Origin of the sequence: Citrobacter sp. Cpo103, assembly GCF_030332605.1 — a bacterium.
GTDB classification, from domain to species: Bacteria; Pseudomonadota; Gammaproteobacteria; order Enterobacterales; family Enterobacteriaceae; genus Citrobacter; species Citrobacter portucalensis.
In genome coordinates, this window is sequence record NZ_JAOWHO010000029.1 from 435,134 (window position 1) to 450,974 (window position 15,841).

Here is a 15,841-nt window from a genome sequence, read left to right on the forward strand (position 1 = left end):
ACAATGGCTAAAGTGACACGCGCAATTATCGTGGGTGGCGGGATTGGCGGCGCGGCAACCGCGCTATCGCTGGCCCGTCAGGGCATTAAAGTGATGTTGCTGGAGAAAGCGCACGAGATTGGTGAAATTGGCGCGGGTATTCAGCTCGGGCCGAATGCATTCTCTGCTCTGGACAGTCTTGGCGTGGGGGAAGTCGCCCGTCAGCGTGCTGTTTTTACCGATCACATCACGATGATGGATGCGGTAAACGCAAAAGAGGTTGTGCGCATTGAAACCGGGCAGGCGTTCCGCGATCACTTTGGCGGTCCTTATGCGGTTATCCATCGGGTTGATATTCACGCCAGCGTTTGGGAAGCGGCGCTGGTGCATCCTAACGTTGAGTATCGCACTTCAACTAACGTGGTTGATATTCGCCAGACAGAGAATGACGTGACGGTATTTGATGAGCACGGCAACAGCTGGACGGCGGATATTTTGGTGGGCTGTGACGGTGTAAAATCGGTCGTTCGTCAGTCTCTGATTGGCGATGCGCCACGGGTTACCGGACACGTGGTCTATCGTGCCGTGATTGATTGCGATGATATGCCGGAGGATTTACGCATTAACGCACCGGTGCTGTGGGCCGGACCACACTGTCACCTGGTGCACTATCCGCTGCGCGGAGGTAAGCAGTATAACCTGGTGGTGACCTTCCACAGTCGTCAGCAGGAAGAGTGGGGCGTGAAGGATGGCAGCAAAGAGGAAGTGCTCTCCTATTTTGCGGGTATCCATCCGCGCCCGCGCCAGATGCTGGATAAACCGACATCATGGCGGCGCTGGTCCACCGCCGACCGCGAGCCGGTAGAAAAATGGGGAACCGACCGCATCACGCTGGTGGGAGACGCCGCGCACCCGGTGGCGCAATATATGGCGCAGGGTGCCTGTATGGCGTTGGAAGACGCGGTAACGCTCGGTAAAGCGCTACAGCAGTGTGATGGCGATGCGGCTGCTGCCTTTGCGCTGTATGAGTCGGTGCGTATTCCGCGTACCGCACGCATCGTCTGGTCAACGCGTGAAATGGGCCGTGTCTACCATGCCGCAGGCGTCGAGCGGCAGGTGCGTAATCTGCTGTGGAAAGACAAATCGCAGGCGGAGTTTTATCGCGGTATGGAATGGCTGTACGGTTGGAAAGAAGATAACTGCCTGTTGCCGCGCTGAGCCTCTTTAATCTCCCGAACGGAGGCGCTACCATAGCGCCTCTTTTTTTGCGGGTGACGATATGCGTGTTTTACTGGCGCCGATGGAAGGCGTGCTCGACTCACTGGTGCGCGAGCTGCTGACTGAAGTGAATGATTACGATCTGTGCATCACCGAGTTTGTGCGCGTGGTGGATCAGCTCCTGCCGGCAAAAGTATTTCATCGACTCTGCCCGGAACTGCATAATAACAGCCGGACGCCATCCGGCACGTTGGTTCGCATTCAGCTGTTAGGACAGTATCCGCAGTGGCTGGCGGAGAATGCCGCACGCGCGGTAGAACTGGGCTCGTACGGTGTCGATCTGAACTGCGGCTGTCCGTCGAAGCTGGTGAACGGTAGCGGCGGTGGCGCAACGTTATTGAAAGATCCTGAGCTTATCTACCGGGGCGCAAAAGCTATGCGTGAGGCGGTCCCGGCTCATCTTCCGGTGACGGTGAAAGTTCGTCTGGGCTGGGACAACAGCGACCGGCAGTTTGAAATTGCCGATGCCGTCCAGCAGGCCGGTGCCAGCGAACTGGCGGTGCATGGCCGAACCAAAGAGCAGGGCTACAAGGCCGAACATATTAACTGGAAGGCGATTGGCGAGATCCGCCAGCGGCTGACCATTCCGGTTATTGCGAATGGCGAAATCTGGGGCTGGCAGAGCGCCCAGGATTGTATGGCCATCAGCGGATGCGATGCGGTGATGATCGGACGTGGCGCATTAAATATTCCGAACCTGAGCCGCGTGGTGAAATACAACGAGCCGCGTATGCCGTGGCCTGAAGTCGTGACGCTGTTGCAAAAATATACCCGCCTTGAAAAGCAGGGGGACACCGGGCTGTATCATGTAGCGCGGATTAAGCAGTGGTTAGGGTATTTGCGCAAAGAATATTCAGAGGCAACAGAACTATTTCAGGAAATTCGTGCGTTAAATAATTCGCCGGATATCGCACGAGCGATTCAGGCTATCGAGATTACTGCCTGATCTCAGCTCCAGTAGGCCGGATAAGGCGTTTACGCCGCCATCCGGCATCAGAGAGAATAATAGCCTGAGATTTCTGCTATCAGGCCTGGGCGAAATGACGACATCAGAAAATCATCTTAAACACGCCTGTTACCACCAATAGCCCAATCAGAAAAATAATCAGAATTACCCACAGCAGAATTTTCATTAACTTTCCTTTTTTTGGTAAGTTCAGATTGAGTATAGGAAAGTATCAATCATTCTGCCTGGGGGCGTTGTTATGCTGGTTTACGTGCGCTGAGCAGAAACACCATCGGCCGCTCTTTTTCTTCATCTAAAGCCGGGTTTTCAGCAATCTGTTGCCCGGAAGGTCCCCATTCATCGAGACAAACGATCTCGAATCCGGCGGCAATCAGCGCATTAATCCAGGTCGCCAGCTTACGGTGCTGTTTTTTGACGCCTTCAGCAAACCAGTTACTGATGCGCTCACCTTCCTGCTGATAATGATTAACCGGCCAGGACTGCTGCCCAGTTTTATCTTTTATCCAGCCCTGATTGAGCGGTGCGGTATAAATTGGATGCTCGGCAGAGAAAACTAACATACCGCCTGGTGTTAATGACTGGTAAATGGTTACGAATAATCGTTCTATATCGTGCAAATAGTGCAGGGCAAGCGAGCTATAAACCAGGTCAAAAGAATTTGGGGACAGGGTTAGCGTTTCGAGATCTTCACGCTGATAAACGATGCCATTACCCTGAGTCATACTGTGTGCCTGGGTTAACATCTTTTGTGAAATATCCAGTCCCATTACGCTGGCTGCCTGATTATCGCGCGCGTAGCGGCAAAACCAACCATATCCACAGCCCAAATCAAGAATATTTTTGCCTTGAAGAGAGGGGAGCATCGCTTGTATTGTCGGCCATTCTGGCGCACCGTCGAGTCCCTTTACTGAACGATCCAGCGTGGCATATCCGGCAAAGAACTCAGGATCGTCATAGATATTCTGTGACATAACATCTCCATCCATTAATTATTAAAATTATTTAATCTATATTATTCACGAGGTGTATATTTTTCTGATTATATATTTTTATTGCCAAAGATGTATTGCCACGCGTAACTAAAAAAGCAACAGCGACAAGTCGTAATCTCTGCACATCTTTTCTTACCTGTATATCTCCATGAATCGTAATTCTGTGTTTGTCACGACGGCATTGTTGCCGCTTTTTGTTCTGATGTCTGGCTGCGCGCCGATGCATGATGACCGCCAGTCTCTGTCACAGCAGACGCCTGCCGCAAATGTCGATACCACATTGCCTGCCGCGTTAAAAAATGGCTGGCCGGACAGCCAGTGGTGGAAGGCATATCACGACCCCCAGCTTAATGCGTTGATTGACAGCACGTTGCGAAATTCTCCTGATATGCAGGTCGCGGAACAGCGCATTCAACTGGCGGAGGCGCAGGCTAAGGCGGTGGAGGCGCAGGATGGCCCGGAGATCGACTTCTCCGCGGACGTTGAGCGTCAGAGAATGTCAGCCGAAGGGCTGATGGGACCGTTTGCCATTACCGATCCGGCCGCCGGGACGACAGGGCCGTGGTACACCAACGGCACCTTTGGTTTAACCGCAGGCTGGAATCTGGATCTGTGGGGTAAGAATCGGGCTGAAGTGACGGCGCGTATAGGGGCCGTTAAGGCGCGTGAAGCCGAGCGTGAGCAAACCCGACAGCTGCTGGCGAGCGGCGTGTCTCGACTGTACTGGGAATGGCAAACGCAGGCCGCGCTGAAAACCGTGCTGACGCAAATCGAAACTGAGCAGCAAAACGTGATTACCGTCGATCGTCAGCTGTATCAAAACGGTCTTACTTCTTCGGTGGAAGGCGTTGAAACCGACATCGATTCCAGCAAGACAGAGCAGCAGTTAAACGACGTCAGCGGTAAAATGAAGGTCATCGAGGCGCGACTGAGCGCGCTGACTAATGCCCAGTCCACTGCCCTGAAGCTCCATACGACCAAACTGCCTGCGGTCGAAAGTCAGCTCCCGTCCCAGTTAGGTTACTCGCTACTGGCCCGCCGACCGGATTTACAGGCGGCGCACTGGTACATCGAATCATCGCTGAGCAGCATTGATGCGGCGAAAGCGGCGTTTTATCCCGATGTGAATCTGATGGCATTTTTACAACAGGATGCGTTACATCTTAGTGACCTGTTCCGCCATTCCGCGCAGCAAATGGGTGTAACCGCCGGGCTGACGCTGCCTATCTTTGACAGCGGCAGACTGAATGCGAATCTCGATATTACGAAAGCGCAAAGTAACCTGACGGTGGCGAATTACAACAAAGCTGTGGTGGATGCGGTGAATGACGTGGCACGTGCGGCATCGCAGGTAGAAACACTGGCGCAGAAAAATCAGCATCAGCAGCAGATTGAACATGACGCTCAGCGCGTAGTGGGGCTGGCGCAGGCGCGCTTTAATGCAGGTATTATTGCGGGTTCCAGGGTCAGCGAGGCAAAGATCCCGGCATTACGTGAGCTGTGCAACGGTCTGCTTTTACAAGGACAGTGGCTGGATGCCTCAATCCAGTTGACCAGCGCGCTGGGTGGCGGTTATCACGCATCCTGATTGTTCGGCCCGCCGGTGTTCCGCTGTCGGGCCATCTTCATTGCGCTTTACGCGTGCTTCGACGTTTCATCCACCAGCGGACGCCCGCGACTATCCCGATAACCAGCACCAGCCAGATGCCATGCTTGATATGCTGGTCGAGGCTGTGCAGCCACGGCGCGATCACTTCACCACCGACGTAGCCGAGGGTGGTAAATAGCAATGCCCAGACAAACGCGCCAAGAATATTCAGCGGTAAAAAGATCTTCGGCGGCAGGTGACTGGCGCCAATCAGTAAGGGACCAATAACGCGAAAGCCGTACATAAAGCGAGTACCGACAACAAACAGGTAAGGACGTCGTTGGATCATTTTCTGCGCATAATGAATTTTCGCCTGATGGCGCGAGAAACGACGCAGAATTTTGCCGCCAAAACGACGTCCGAGTAAATAGAGCAACTGATCGCCAATCATCCCACCCAGCGCGACCGAGAGCACCACCAGCGGGAATTTCAGGACTCCCTGATGCGCCACGACGCCGCCTAACAGGGTAATGGTTTCACCTTCTGCCAGGCTGCCGATGATTAACGCAGCATAGCCGTATTGCGCAACATAATGCGTTATATCCATACGTTGTATGACCTCCACTGGTCATAGCATACACCCAATGAATATTTGATGCCGGAAAAGCACAACCTGGCGCTTCGGTATTTTTCCTGTGTACATAAAATAATCAAAAGCTGAATTATACTTGAAGTGTTGAGGTCCGGAGCTGACAAGAAGGGGGCGGTATGAACCATGTCTGGGGGCTGTTTTCCCATCCCGATCGTGAAATGCACGTGATCAACAGCGAAAACGAAAGTGTTTCGCATCACTATACCCACCATGTACTGCTGATGGCGGCAATCCCGGTTATTTGCGCGTTTATCGGCACCACGCAAATCGGCTGGAATTTTGGCGATGGCAATATCCTGAAGTTATCTCTGTTGACCGGATTTGCGATGGCAATTCTGTTTTACGGGGTCATGCTGGCAGGCGTCGCCGTCATGGGCCGGGTTATCTGGTGGATGGCACGTAATTACCCGCAGCGCCCGTCGTTGGCCCACTGTATGGTCTTTGCAGGATATGTCGCGACGCCGCTGTTTTTAAGCGGATTGGTCGCACTTTATCCGCTGGTCTGGCTGTGTGCATTAGTAGGAACGATCGCGCTATTTTACACCGGCTATTTACTTTATCTCGGCATACCGACGTTCCTGAATATCTCTAAAGAGGAAGGCCTGAGCTTTTCCAGTTCGACGCTGGCGATCGGTGTGCTGGTACTGGAAGTTCTGCTGGCGATTACGGTAATCCTGTGGGGTTACGGCTATCGGTTATTCTGACGGATAAACCTGTCTGCGCTGCGTTGTTGACGTAAAAGTCAGCAATGCAGCATTTCGAGACGATTCTCCTGTGGCGGCAAACCTGCTGGATCGCTATGATGCCTGAGCTAGCTTGAGATAATACTTAGTCTCTGGCGGTGTGCGTTGTGACGTGCGTGAACCATTATCAGAAATCTCATCATGCTGAAATTCCGAGTTTCATTATTAAGCCTTGCCCTGGTGCTGGCCGTTCCTTTTGCACCCCAAGCCGTGGCTAAAACGGCAACTACCGCAGCGGCTTCTCAACCTGAGATAGCGTCCGGTAGCGCGATGATTGTTGATCTGAATACCAACAAAGTTATCTATTCGAACCACCCGGACCTTGTGCGTCCGATTGCGTCGATTACCAAATTAATGACCGCGATGGTGGTGCTTGATGCACGACTGCCGTTGGATGAGAAACTGAAAGTTGATATCAGTCAGACGCCGGAAATGAAAGGCATCTACTCTCGTGTGCGACTGAACAGTGAAATTAGCCGTAAAGACATGCTGCTGCTGGCGCTGATGTCATCAGAAAACCGTGCGGCGGCGAGCCTGGCGCATCATTACCCTGGCGGTTATAACGCATTTATTAAGGCCATGAATGCCAAAGCGAAAGCGCTCGGCATGACTCAGACTCGCTTTGTGGAACCAACTGGCTTATCGATTCATAACGTATCGACCGCTCGTGATTTAACCAAGCTGCTGATCGCCAGCAAGCAGTATCCGCTGATTGGCCAGTTAAGCACCACGCGTGAAGATATGGCGACCTTTGCCAACCCGGCTTATACGCTGCCATTCCGTAACACCAACCATCTGGTATACCGCGATAACTGGAATATTCAGTTAACCAAAACCGGGTTTACCAATGCGGCAGGACACTGTCTGGTGATGCGCACGGTGATCAATAACAAACCGGTGGCGCTGGTGGTGATGGATGCGTTCGGTAAATATACCCACTTTGCCGATGCCAGCCGTTTACGTACCTGGATCGAAACGGGCAAGGTGATGCCGGTTCCGGCGGCGGCGCTGAGCTATAAAAAGCAAAAAGCCGCGCAGATGGCGGCGGCAGGTTCGGCGACGGGCGAGCAAACCGCACAGAACGATTAAACAAGACGTCTTATCCGGCCTGCACAAAACTAATGTGGCTGTAGGCCGGGCAAGCGAAGCTCCCCCGGCAACATGCCCGGTGGCGCTTATCTTTTTTTTGGTTTACGACTCTTTCCAGAACTTCTGCTTACTCGTTTTCCCAATACCCGGATTCATACTGTTGGTGGGATCGTTCTCACGGTAAAAACGGGTCAAGGTTTCCGGCGCCTGATACAGATGCCCGACGTTGTGCTCTGCCGGATACTGCGCCCCACGCTCGCGCAGGAGTTCCAGCATCTGCTCTTTCAGCGCATGCGCGTCCACGCCTTTTTTCACAATGTAATCCTGATGGAAGACGTAGCACATAAAGTGACCGTAATAGAGTTTGTGCACCAGTTGGCTGTCGATCTCTGCAGGCAGATGCTCGTACCATTCGGTATCGTTACGGCGTAGCGCGATATCCAGCGCCAGAATATCTTCCACTTCATCGGCATGCACGGCCTGATAACGTATAGCCGCGCCAGCCGCCGCAAAGCGATGCAAAAACGCCTTGCTGCCTTCTTCCGGCGTACAGGCAAAGAAGTCGCCTTCAGCGGTTTTGAAAAACTCGCTTAGCCAGTTTTGCGCTTCAGCCACGCCGCCACCGGCCATTTTTAACAGCAGGTGATGTTCATACTTATCGCGCCAGCTTTTCATGCGCGCGGGTAAGTGGCTGGGGAACAAATGGCCAAATTTCTGCATTGCCCGATCGGTGAAATGCGGACGGAAAATTTTCACTTTTTCCAGCATCGCATCGGTGCGACCTTTCAGGGTGAAGAAGAACGGCATTTTGTCGGTGCCGAGCTTGTCGATCATCAGAAACGTATCTTTGCCGTATTGCTCAGCGATGTCATAAATATCGCGGTGCATATATTCACCGGCGACCGGCAGATGCTCAAATTTTGCCAAAATATGACGGCGGATCTCCGTCAGCACCTCTGGCTGGTTGGTACCGATGTAAAAGACCTGCTGGTTTTTTTCGGCTTCGAAGGTGTCCAGACGCACAGCAAAAACCGCGAGCTTGCCTGCACAACCGGATGATTCAAACAACCGGTCCGGGTCGGCGTTATAGCGAGCGGGCGTGTCCGCCTCAATATCTCTGACGCGGGTAACGTAGTCGTGATCGTGTGCATGACGTCCATCGTGGCGCACATCGTCATCTTTGATACGGTCGTCATCAAGTTTGCTAAGGATCTGTTCCGGGGTCTGGCCCAGTTCGATACCCAGATGGTTAACCAGCTGTAATTTACCCTGCTCGTCAATACGCGCAAACAGCGACATCTCCGTGTATGCCGGACCGCGCTGAACCAGCGAGCCGCCGGAGTTGTTACAAATACCGCCAATCACTGAAGCGCCGATACAGGAAGATCCGATCACCGAATGCGGCTCGCGGCCAAACGGTTTGAGCGCTTTTTCCAGTGAATAAAGCGTGGTGCCGGGATAGGCCAGCACCTGTTCGCCTTTGCCGATGACGTGCAGCTTATCAAGGCGCAGGGTGCTGATAATGACAATCTCGCGATCGTAATCATTACCGCTCGGCGTAGAGCCTTCGGTCAGGCCAGTGTTGGCGGCCTGCATCAGGATAATTTTATCTGCGGCGACGCAAGCGTTGAGGACGCGCCACAGTTCTAAAAGCGAGCCAGGGAACACCACGGCGAGTGCATCGCCCTGACCGGAGCGGAATCCCTTGCGATAGCGGGCGGTTTTAGCAGGGTCTGTGAGCAGGTGTGAATGACCTACCAGACGGGTCAGTTCATTCAGAAAAGCTTTATTATCTGTTGTAATGGAAGACATTCTCCACTCCTTGTGGTGGGACTCAATATCAGGAACAAGCATAGCGCTTTGTATGACAATACGCTTTCTCATTCATATTGTCTCTGGTTCGTCTTCTACTGATTCGCGCTGGTTTTGAAAATTAGGAGAATAACCTTAGCTTTCTTTATCACTCCCGTTTAGTCTTACGGCAAACTGCGGTTTTTGTTATATTTTCGCTGCCTGGTCGGGAAAAAATAAAGAGAGAATCAACATGAAATGGCTATGTTCTGTAGGTGTCGCGGTGAGTCTGGCGTTGCAACCAGCGCTGGCGGACACGCTGTTTGGTAACCATCCTCTGACGCCAGAAGCGCGGGATGCATTCGTTACCGATTTACTTAAACAGATGACCGTGGATGAGAAAATTGGGCAACTACGCTTGATAAGCGTCGGGCCTGATAACCCGAAAGAAGCCATCCGCGAGATGATCAAAGACGGGCAGGTTGGGGCAATTTTTAACACCGTCACGCGCCAGGATATCCGCAAAATGCAGGATCAGGTGATGGAGCTCAGCCGCCTGAAAATTCCTCTCTTTTTTGCCTACGACGTATTGCACGGCCAGCGTACCGTGTTCCCGATAAGTCTCGGCCTGGCATCCTCTTTTAATCTCGATGCGGTCAGAACCGTTGGCCGTATTTCCGCGTATGAAGCTGCCGATGATGGTCTGAATATGACCTGGGCGCCAATGGTCGATGTCTCTCGCGATCCGCGCTGGGGCCGTGCTTCAGAAGGTTTTGGTGAAGACACGTATTTAACGGCTACGATGGGTAAAACCATGGTGGAAGCGATGCAGGGGAAAAGCCCGGCGGATCGCTATTCGGTGATGACCAGCGTCAAGCACTTCGCCGCCTATGGCGCGGTTGAAGGTGGCAAGGAATATAACACCGTCGATATGAGCCCACAGCGTCTGTTCAACGACTATATGCCACCGTATAAAGCCGGGCTGGACGCCGGTAGCGGTGCGGTGATGGTGGGTCTTAATTCGCTAAACGGTACGCCTGCAACCTCAGACGCCTGGCTGTTAAAAGACGTGCTGCGAGATGAATGGGGCTTTAAGGGGATTACCGTTTCCGATCACGGCGCGATTAAGGAACTGATTAAGCACGGTACCGCCTCCGATCCTGAGGATGCGGTGCGTGTGGCGATCAAGTCCGGCATCAACATGAGTATGAGCGATGAGTATTACAGCAAATATCTGCCGGGCTTGATTAAATCCGGCAAAGTGACGATGGCGGAGCTGGACGACGCCGCGCGCCACGTGCTGAACGTGAAATATGATATGGGGCTGTTTAACGATCCGTACAGCCATCTGGGAGCCAAAGAATCTGACCCACAGGACACCAACGCAGAAAGCCGTTTGCATCGCAAAGAGGCGCGTGAAGTGGCACGCGAAAGCCTGGTGCTGCTGAAAAACCGTCTGGAAACGTTGCCGCTGAAAAAATCCGCCACCGTGGCGGTTGTCGGTCCGCTGGCCGACAGCAAGCGTGATGTGATGGGCAGTTGGTCCGCCGCTGGTGTTGCCGATCAGTCGGTAACGGTACTGACGGGGATTAAAAATGCCGTCGGCGATCAGGGCAAAGTGCTGTACGCCAAAGGGGCGAATATCACCAACGATAAAGGCATTGTCGATTTCCTCAACCTGTATGAAGAAGCGGTGAAGGTTGACCCGCGTTCGCCGCAGGCGATGATCGATGAAGCCGTTAACGCCGCGAAGCAATCAGATGTGGTTGTCGCGGTAGTCGGTGAAGCGCAGGGCATGGCGCATGAAGCCTCCAGCCGCACCGATATCACCATTCCGCAAAGTCAGCGTGACCTGATTGCTGCGCTGAAAGCCACGGGTAAACCTCTGGTTCTGGTGTTGATGAACGGTCGTCCGCTGGCGCTGGTTAAGGAAGATCAACAAGCCGATGCGATCCTCGAAACCTGGTTTGCCGGGACGGAAGGCGGTAACGCCATCGCCGATGTGCTGTTTGGTGATTACAATCCGTCAGGCAAGCTGCCGATGTCTTTCCCGCGCTCTGTTGGACAGATCCCGGTCTATTACAGCCATCTCAATACCGGTCGTCCGTATAACGCCGATAAGCCGAACAAGTACACGTCGCGCTACTTTGATGAAGCCAATGGTCCGTTGTATCCCTTTGGTTATGGCCTGAGCTACACCACGTTTACGGTTTCTGATGTGAAGCTCTCTTCTCCGACGATGAAGCGTGACGGAACCGTGACGGCCAGCGTGCAGGTGACCAACACCGGCAAGCGCGAAGGTGCAACGGTGATTCAGATGTATTTACAGGATGTGACCGCCTCCATGAGTCGTCCGGTAAAACAGCTGAAAGGTTTTGAAAAAGTGAATCTTAAGCCAGGTGAAACCCAGACCGTCAGCTTCCCGATTGATATTGAAGCGCTCAAATTCTGGAATCAGCAGATGAAATACGATGCAGAGCCTGGCAAGTTTAACGTCTTTATCGGTGTGGATTCCGCCAGAGTGAAGCAGGGCGAATTCGAACTGCTTTAATTGACGAGTAAATTCATGCAGCAGGCCTGATGGCGCAATGCTTATCAGGCCGACTAAATCGTATCATCCGGCAAATTCACATTGGGTTTGCCGGATTTTTTTTATTTTATTATCGCCTTACCGCTAATAACTCTCAGCGTTACCACCCAATAGCCAGGTTAAGGCTTGATTTTTCGACTATGCTTTTTCCTCAAGTCTCTGAAAAGGGCCGCAAAAGGATGAGGAGTACAGCATGATAATCTCAAAAGTATCGGTGGGTTCGCTGGCGCTGTTAGCCGCGATAAGCCTGCCCTTACAGGCCGCGTCACCCGTCACGGTCGGTTCAAAAATCGATACCGAAGGGGCGCTGCTCGGCAACATTATTTTGCAGGTGCTCGAAAGCCATGGCGTGAAAACCGTCAATAAAGTACAGCTGGGTACCACCCCAGTGGTGCGTGGGGCAATCACCTCCGGTGAGCTGGATATTTATCCGGAATATACCGGTAATGGCGCATTCTTTTTTAAAGATGAAAATGATCCCGCGTGGAAAAATGCGCAGGCCGGATTCGAGAAAGTGAAAAAGCTGGACGCAGAGCAAAATAAGCTGGTCTGGCTAACGCCTGCTCCTGCCAACAATACCTGGACCATTGCAGTACGCCAGGATATCGCGCAAAAGAACAAGCTTGAGTCCCTTGCTGATTTAGGCCGTTACCTGAAAGACGGGGGAACGTTCAAACTTGCCGCCTCTGCTGAATTTATTGAGCGGGCTGACGCGCTGCCTGCGTTTGAAAAAGCCTATGATTTCAAACTGAATCAAAACCAGCTGTTGTCGCTGGCAGGAGGGGATACCGCGGTGACGATTAAAGCGGCGGCGCAGCAGACTTCTGGCGTCAATGCGGCGATGGCTTATGGCACCGATGGCCCGGTTGCGGCGCTCGGTCTGCAAACTTTAAGCGATCCAAAAGGTGTCCAGCCCATTTATGCGCCAGCACCCGTTGTGCGTGAATCGGTGCTGAAAGACTACCCGCAAATGGGAGAATGGCTACAACCGGTTTTTGCCAGCCTGGATGAAAAAACGTTGCAGAAGCTGAATGCCAGTATTGCCGTGGAGGGGCTGGATGCGAAAAAAGTTGCAGCAGACTACCTGAAGCAAAAAGGATGGGTGAAGTAACGGAGTTTGCAGCAGGTGGGTGTTTTGTCAAAGATTTCAGTTAATCGGGTGCTGTTGTTACTGGTACTTCTTACCTTCGCGGCGGCAGCGCTGCCTTTCATTAGCTATGCGCCTAATCGCCTGGTCTCTGGTGAGGGGCGCCAACTCTGGGATATCCGGCCCGACATGGCGTGGGGATTGGCAGTAGCCTGTTTGCTGCTGTTTCTTCTGTGCTTTGTACCGGGAAAGCCCGGCAATATATTGACGCTTGTTATTAGCCAGTTGCTGGTTATAGCAGCGCTGGTAACCGCAGGAACAACGGCAACGTATCTGGCCCAGACGGGAAGTCCACTGGCCAGAACCAGCCTGGGCAGCGGGTTCTGGTTGGGGCTAGGACTGATGCTGCTGGCCGCCAGTGACGCCATTCGTCGCATCACCGAACAGGCGTCATGGCGCTGGCTGTTGCACGCGCAAATGTTTATTTTTCCGCTGGTGCTTTTGTTCTCCGGCACGTTTAACGATCTTTCCCTTCTTAAAGAGTATGCCAACCGCCAGGATGTTTTTAACGACGCCCTGGCACAACATCTGACAATTCTGTTCGCTACCGTGGTGCCCGCACTCGTGATTGGCGTACCACTGGGCATCTGGTGTGCTTTCTCTGTCGCCCGTCAGGGACCGGTTTTTGCAGTACTGAATATCATCCAAACCATCCCCTCCGTCGCGCTGTTTGGCCTGTTGATTGCGCCCCTTGCCGGGCTGGTGAAGCATTTTCCCTTGCTGGGTTCACTCGGCGTCGCCGGAACCGGCCTGACGCCTGCGCTTATTGCGTTGGTGCTGTATGCGCTGTTACCGCTGGTGCGCGGCGTAGTAGCTGGATTGCATCAGGTTCCACGCGATGTGCTGGAAAGCGCCCGAGCGATGGGGATGAGCACTTTCCAGCGATTTGTCTCGGTGCAGTTTCCACTGGCGCTGCCGGTCTTCTTGCGCAGTTTGCGGGTGGTGATGGTGCAAACGGTGGGAATGGCGGTAATCGCTGCGCTGATTGGCGCAGGGGGATTTGGCGCGCTGGTCTTTCAGGGATTGCTCAGTAGCGCCGTCGATTTAGTGTTGCTGGGCGTGATCCCGGTTGTGGTACTGGCGGTATTGATTGATGCGCTGTTTGATTTAGGGCTCGCGCTGTTGAAGGTAACAAACAATGATTGAATTTCGCCATGTCAGTAAAACCTATGGTCAGCAAACAGCCGTTGACGAACTTAATCTGCGGTTGGGGGAGGGCAGCTTTTCGGTGTTAATTGGCACGTCAGGTTCCGGGAAATCCACCACGCTGAAAATGATCAATCGGCTGGTTGAACATGACAGCGGACAGATTCGCTTTGCCGGGGAAGAAATCCGCAGCCTGCCGGTGCTGGAGTTAAGGCGGCGCATGGGATACGCGATTCAGTCTATTGGCTTGTTTCCCCACTGGACCGTCGCGCAGAACATCGCCACGGTGCCGCAGCTACAAAAGTGGTCGCGTTCACGTATTGATGACCGAACAGACGAACTGATGGCGCTGCTGGGTCTTGAGGAAAGTTTGCGCCATCGTTATCCGCATCAGCTGTCTGGCGGGCAACAGCAGCGGGTCGGCGTGGCGCGTGCCTTGGCGGCAGATCCGCAGGTACTGCTGATGGATGAGCCTTTTGGCGCGCTGGATCCGGTCACCCGCGGTGCGCTGCAGCAGGAGATGACGCGTATTCATCGTCTGCTCGGGCGTACCATTGTGCTGGTGACGCATGATATCGACGAGGCGCTAAGGCTGGCGGAGCATCTGGTTCTGATGGATGCAGGAAAGGTAGTACAGCAAGGCACGCCGCTGTCGATGCTGACTGCACCGGCGAACGAATTCGTGCAAACATTCTTTGGCCGTAGTGAACTGGGCGTACGTCTGTTGTCGCTTCGCACGGTAGGGGATTTTATCCGTCGCGGTGAACACACCGCCGGTGAACCGTTGGTAGATGAAATGACGCTGCGTGATGCGTTGTCGGTGTTCGTAGCGCGCGGTTGCGACGTCTTGCCGGTCGTGACCCCGCAGGGGGTGTCCTGCGGGACGCTTCATTTTCGTGATTTGCTTTCGGAGATGCCGACCCGTGAAACGTCTTGCTGATCCGTTGTTATGGCTTATTGTCCTGTTTCTGGTCCTGTTAGTTGGGTTGCCTCATAGTCAGGCCTTGTTCAGTGCGCTATTTCCGGCGCTACCGCGTCCCGTGTATCAGCAGGAAAGTTTCACGGCGCTGGCTTTGAGCCATTTTGGCCTGGTGGGGATTTCAAGTCTGATTGCCGTACTTATTGGCACCGGGGCCGGTATAGCTGTAACCCGGTCCTGGGGTGCGGAATTCAGGCCGATGGTGGAAACCATCGCCGCCGTGGGACAGACCTTTCCGCCAGTTGCTGTGCTGGCGATCGCCGTACCGGTGATGGGATTTGGTCCTGAACCGGCAATTATCGCGTTGATCCTGTATGGCGTATTACCGATCTTGCAGGCAACGCTGGCGGGACTCGGCGGAATTTCACCCAGCGTGATGGATATTGCCAGCGGAATGGGCATGAGTCAGGGGCAGCGGCTGCGTAAAGTCGAGTTGCCGCTGGCGGCCCCGGTGATTCTGGCCGGGATTCGCACGTCGGTGATTATTAATATCGGCACCGCAACCATCGCCTCAACCGTTGGGGCGAACACGCTGGGTACGCCGATTATTATCGGGCTGAGTGGGTTCAATACCGCCTATGTGATTCAGGGGGCGCTGCTGGTCGCGCTGGCGGCGGTAATTGTTGACCGCGGGTTTGAGAAATTAGCGAGACATCTTACCCGGCACGTAAAATAAAGGTATAGCCTGCCAGCATGACACCGCCGATACCGCCGATGGCCATCAGCAGGAAGAGGGTAATGACACCGATTTTAGCTGCGCTCATTATGCACTCCTTATGTGAATTCAAGGATTGTACACGTTTGTTAATAGAATATTAAGAGCCTATCTCAGTAGGTGTTATTGGCGCAGACAGTTTGAACACGGCCAGCGCGGAAGAACCGGAGCGTACACGTAGTACG

The 15,841-nt window shown here is 53.5% G+C and carries 15 protein-coding genes; 10 read left to right on the forward strand and 5 right to left on the reverse strand.

Features of this window, described 5'->3' with window-relative positions; genetic code table 11:
- Positions 1 to 3 precede the first annotated feature (3 nt).
- A complete protein-coding gene (locus tag OGX89_RS10765) occupies positions 4 to 1,197 on the forward strand; it encodes a 3-hydroxybenzoate 6-monooxygenase (RefSeq protein ID WP_063940515.1) in 1,194 nt (397 codons plus the stop codon).
- A gap of 61 nt (positions 1,198 to 1,258) precedes the next feature.
- Positions 1,259 to 2,203 carry a tRNA dihydrouridine(16) synthase DusC gene (gene dusC, locus OGX89_RS10770; RefSeq protein ID WP_125112592.1) on the forward strand — a complete coding sequence of 315 codons (945 nt, stop codon included), beginning with the start codon at positions 1,259 to 1,261 and terminating at the stop codon, positions 2,201 to 2,203.
- Between the two features lie 103 nt (positions 2,204 to 2,306).
- Here the strand turns inward: dusC and yohP are convergent, their stop codons facing one another.
- Together yohP and OGX89_RS10775 are read right to left on the reverse strand one after the other, a co-directional pair.
- Entirely contained in the window at positions 2,307 to 2,390 is an 84-nt protein-coding gene (yohP, locus tag OGX89_RS23875; RefSeq protein WP_015572324.1) for a small membrane protein YohP, read from the reverse strand.
- A gap of 70 nt (positions 2,391 to 2,460) precedes the next feature.
- Positions 2,461 to 3,195: a class I SAM-dependent DNA methyltransferase gene (locus tag OGX89_RS10775; RefSeq protein ID WP_125112591.1), complete on the reverse strand. Its 735-nt coding sequence runs from the start codon at positions 3,193 to 3,195 to the stop codon at positions 2,461 to 2,463.
- A 169-nt stretch (positions 3,196 to 3,364) separates the two neighbouring features.
- On the opposite strand from OGX89_RS10775, the gene mdtQ reads away from it, so the two are divergent.
- A complete protein-coding gene (gene mdtQ / locus OGX89_RS10780; RefSeq protein WP_125112590.1) occupies positions 3,365 to 4,804 on the forward strand; it encodes a multidrug resistance outer membrane protein MdtQ in 1,440 nt (479 codons plus the stop codon).
- A gap of 37 nt (positions 4,805 to 4,841) precedes the next feature.
- On the opposite strand, the gene OGX89_RS10785 is transcribed toward mdtQ, so the two are convergent.
- A complete protein-coding gene (locus OGX89_RS10785; RefSeq protein WP_003834476.1) occupies positions 4,842 to 5,411 on the reverse strand; it encodes a DedA family protein in 570 nt (189 codons plus the stop codon).
- Between the two features lie 161 nt (positions 5,412 to 5,572).
- Here OGX89_RS10785 and OGX89_RS10790 point away from each other — a divergent pair, with 161 nt between their 5' ends.
- Together OGX89_RS10790 and pbpG are read left to right on the forward strand one after the other, a co-directional pair.
- A complete protein-coding gene (locus OGX89_RS10790; protein WP_125112589.1) occupies positions 5,573 to 6,160 on the forward strand; it encodes a Yip1 family protein in 588 nt (195 codons plus the stop codon).
- A 180-nt stretch (positions 6,161 to 6,340) separates the two neighbouring features.
- Positions 6,341 to 7,288 carry a D-alanyl-D-alanine endopeptidase gene (gene pbpG / locus OGX89_RS10795; protein ID WP_003027363.1) on the forward strand — a complete coding sequence of 316 codons (948 nt, stop codon included), beginning with the start codon at positions 6,341 to 6,343 and terminating at the stop codon, positions 7,286 to 7,288.
- Positions 7,289 to 7,390: 102 nt separating this feature from the next.
- Here pbpG and dld read toward each other — a convergent pair whose 3' ends face one another.
- The gene (gene dld / locus OGX89_RS10800; protein WP_063940511.1) at positions 7,391 to 9,100 is read right to left on the reverse strand and encodes a D-lactate dehydrogenase; all 1,710 of its coding nucleotides are present in this window, start codon (positions 9,098 to 9,100) and stop codon (positions 7,391 to 7,393) included.
- Positions 9,101 to 9,332: 232 nt separating this feature from the next.
- Between dld and bglX the strand changes: the two genes are divergently transcribed.
- The 5 genes from bglX (at position 9,333) to OGX89_RS10825 (ending at position 15,617) form a co-directional block, all read left to right on the forward strand.
- Positions 9,333 to 11,630 carry a beta-glucosidase BglX gene (bglX, locus tag OGX89_RS10805; protein WP_003834471.1) on the forward strand — a complete coding sequence of 766 codons (2,298 nt, stop codon included), beginning with the start codon at positions 9,333 to 9,335 and terminating at the stop codon, positions 11,628 to 11,630.
- 232 nt (positions 11,631 to 11,862) lie between these two features.
- The gene (osmF, locus tag OGX89_RS10810; protein ID WP_125112588.1) at positions 11,863 to 12,780 is read left to right on the forward strand and encodes a glycine betaine ABC transporter substrate-binding protein OsmF; all 918 of its coding nucleotides are present in this window, start codon (positions 11,863 to 11,865) and stop codon (positions 12,778 to 12,780) included.
- A gap of 15 nt (positions 12,781 to 12,795) precedes the next feature.
- Entirely contained in the window at positions 12,796 to 13,962 is a 1,167-nt protein-coding gene (locus OGX89_RS10815) for an ABC transporter permease (protein WP_125112587.1), read from the forward strand.
- Entirely contained in the window at positions 13,955 to 14,902 is a 948-nt protein-coding gene (locus OGX89_RS10820; RefSeq protein ID WP_125112586.1) for an ABC transporter ATP-binding protein, read from the forward strand. The genes OGX89_RS10815 and OGX89_RS10820 overlap by 8 nt, the downstream gene beginning before the upstream one ends.
- The gene (locus OGX89_RS10825) at positions 14,886 to 15,617 is read left to right on the forward strand and encodes an ABC transporter permease (RefSeq protein ID WP_232397645.1); all 732 of its coding nucleotides are present in this window, start codon (positions 14,886 to 14,888) and stop codon (positions 15,615 to 15,617) included. The genes OGX89_RS10820 and OGX89_RS10825 overlap by 17 nt, the downstream gene beginning before the upstream one ends.
- Here the strand turns inward: OGX89_RS10825 and OGX89_RS10830 are convergent.
- Positions 15,598 to 15,705: a protein YohO gene (locus OGX89_RS10830; RefSeq protein ID WP_003027354.1), complete on the reverse strand. Its 108-nt coding sequence runs from the start codon at positions 15,703 to 15,705 to the stop codon at positions 15,598 to 15,600. The genes OGX89_RS10825 and OGX89_RS10830 overlap by 20 nt on opposite strands.
- Positions 15,706 to 15,841: the final 136 nt, after the last annotated feature.

Excerpts from the sequence above, each read along its gene's own strand:
- OGX89_RS10830 (WP_003027354.1), bottom strand. The coding sequence starts at position 15,705 with ATGAGCGCAGCTAAAATCGGTGTCATTACCCTCTTCCTGCTGATGGCC.
- mdtQ (WP_125112590.1), top strand. The coding sequence starts at position 3,365 with ATGAATCGTAATTCTGTGTTTGTCACGACGGCATTGTTGCCGCTTTTT.
- OGX89_RS10765 (WP_063940515.1), top strand. The coding sequence starts at position 4 with ATGGCTAAAGTGACACGCGCAATTATCGTGGGTGGCGGGATTGGCGGC.
- OGX89_RS10775 (WP_125112591.1), bottom strand. The coding sequence starts at position 3,195 with ATGTCACAGAATATCTATGACGATCCTGAGTTCTTTGCCGGATATGCC.
- OGX89_RS10785 (WP_003834476.1), bottom strand. The coding sequence starts at position 5,411 with ATGGATATAACGCATTATGTTGCGCAATACGGCTATGCTGCGTTAATC.
- yohP (WP_015572324.1), bottom strand. The coding sequence starts at position 2,390 with ATGAAAATTCTGCTGTGGGTAATTCTGATTATTTTTCTGATTGGGCTA.
- dusC (WP_125112592.1), top strand. The coding sequence starts at position 1,259 with ATGCGTGTTTTACTGGCGCCGATGGAAGGCGTGCTCGACTCACTGGTG.
- bglX (WP_003834471.1), top strand. The coding sequence starts at position 9,333 with ATGAAATGGCTATGTTCTGTAGGTGTCGCGGTGAGTCTGGCGTTGCAA.
- dld (WP_063940511.1), bottom strand. The coding sequence starts at position 9,100 with ATGTCTTCCATTACAACAGATAATAAAGCTTTTCTGAATGAACTGACC.
- OGX89_RS10790 (WP_125112589.1), top strand. The coding sequence starts at position 5,573 with ATGAACCATGTCTGGGGGCTGTTTTCCCATCCCGATCGTGAAATGCAC.
- OGX89_RS10820 (WP_125112586.1), top strand. The coding sequence starts at position 13,955 with ATGATTGAATTTCGCCATGTCAGTAAAACCTATGGTCAGCAAACAGCC.
- osmF (WP_125112588.1), top strand. The coding sequence starts at position 11,863 with ATGATAATCTCAAAAGTATCGGTGGGTTCGCTGGCGCTGTTAGCCGCG.
- pbpG (WP_003027363.1), top strand. The coding sequence starts at position 6,341 with ATGCTGAAATTCCGAGTTTCATTATTAAGCCTTGCCCTGGTGCTGGCC.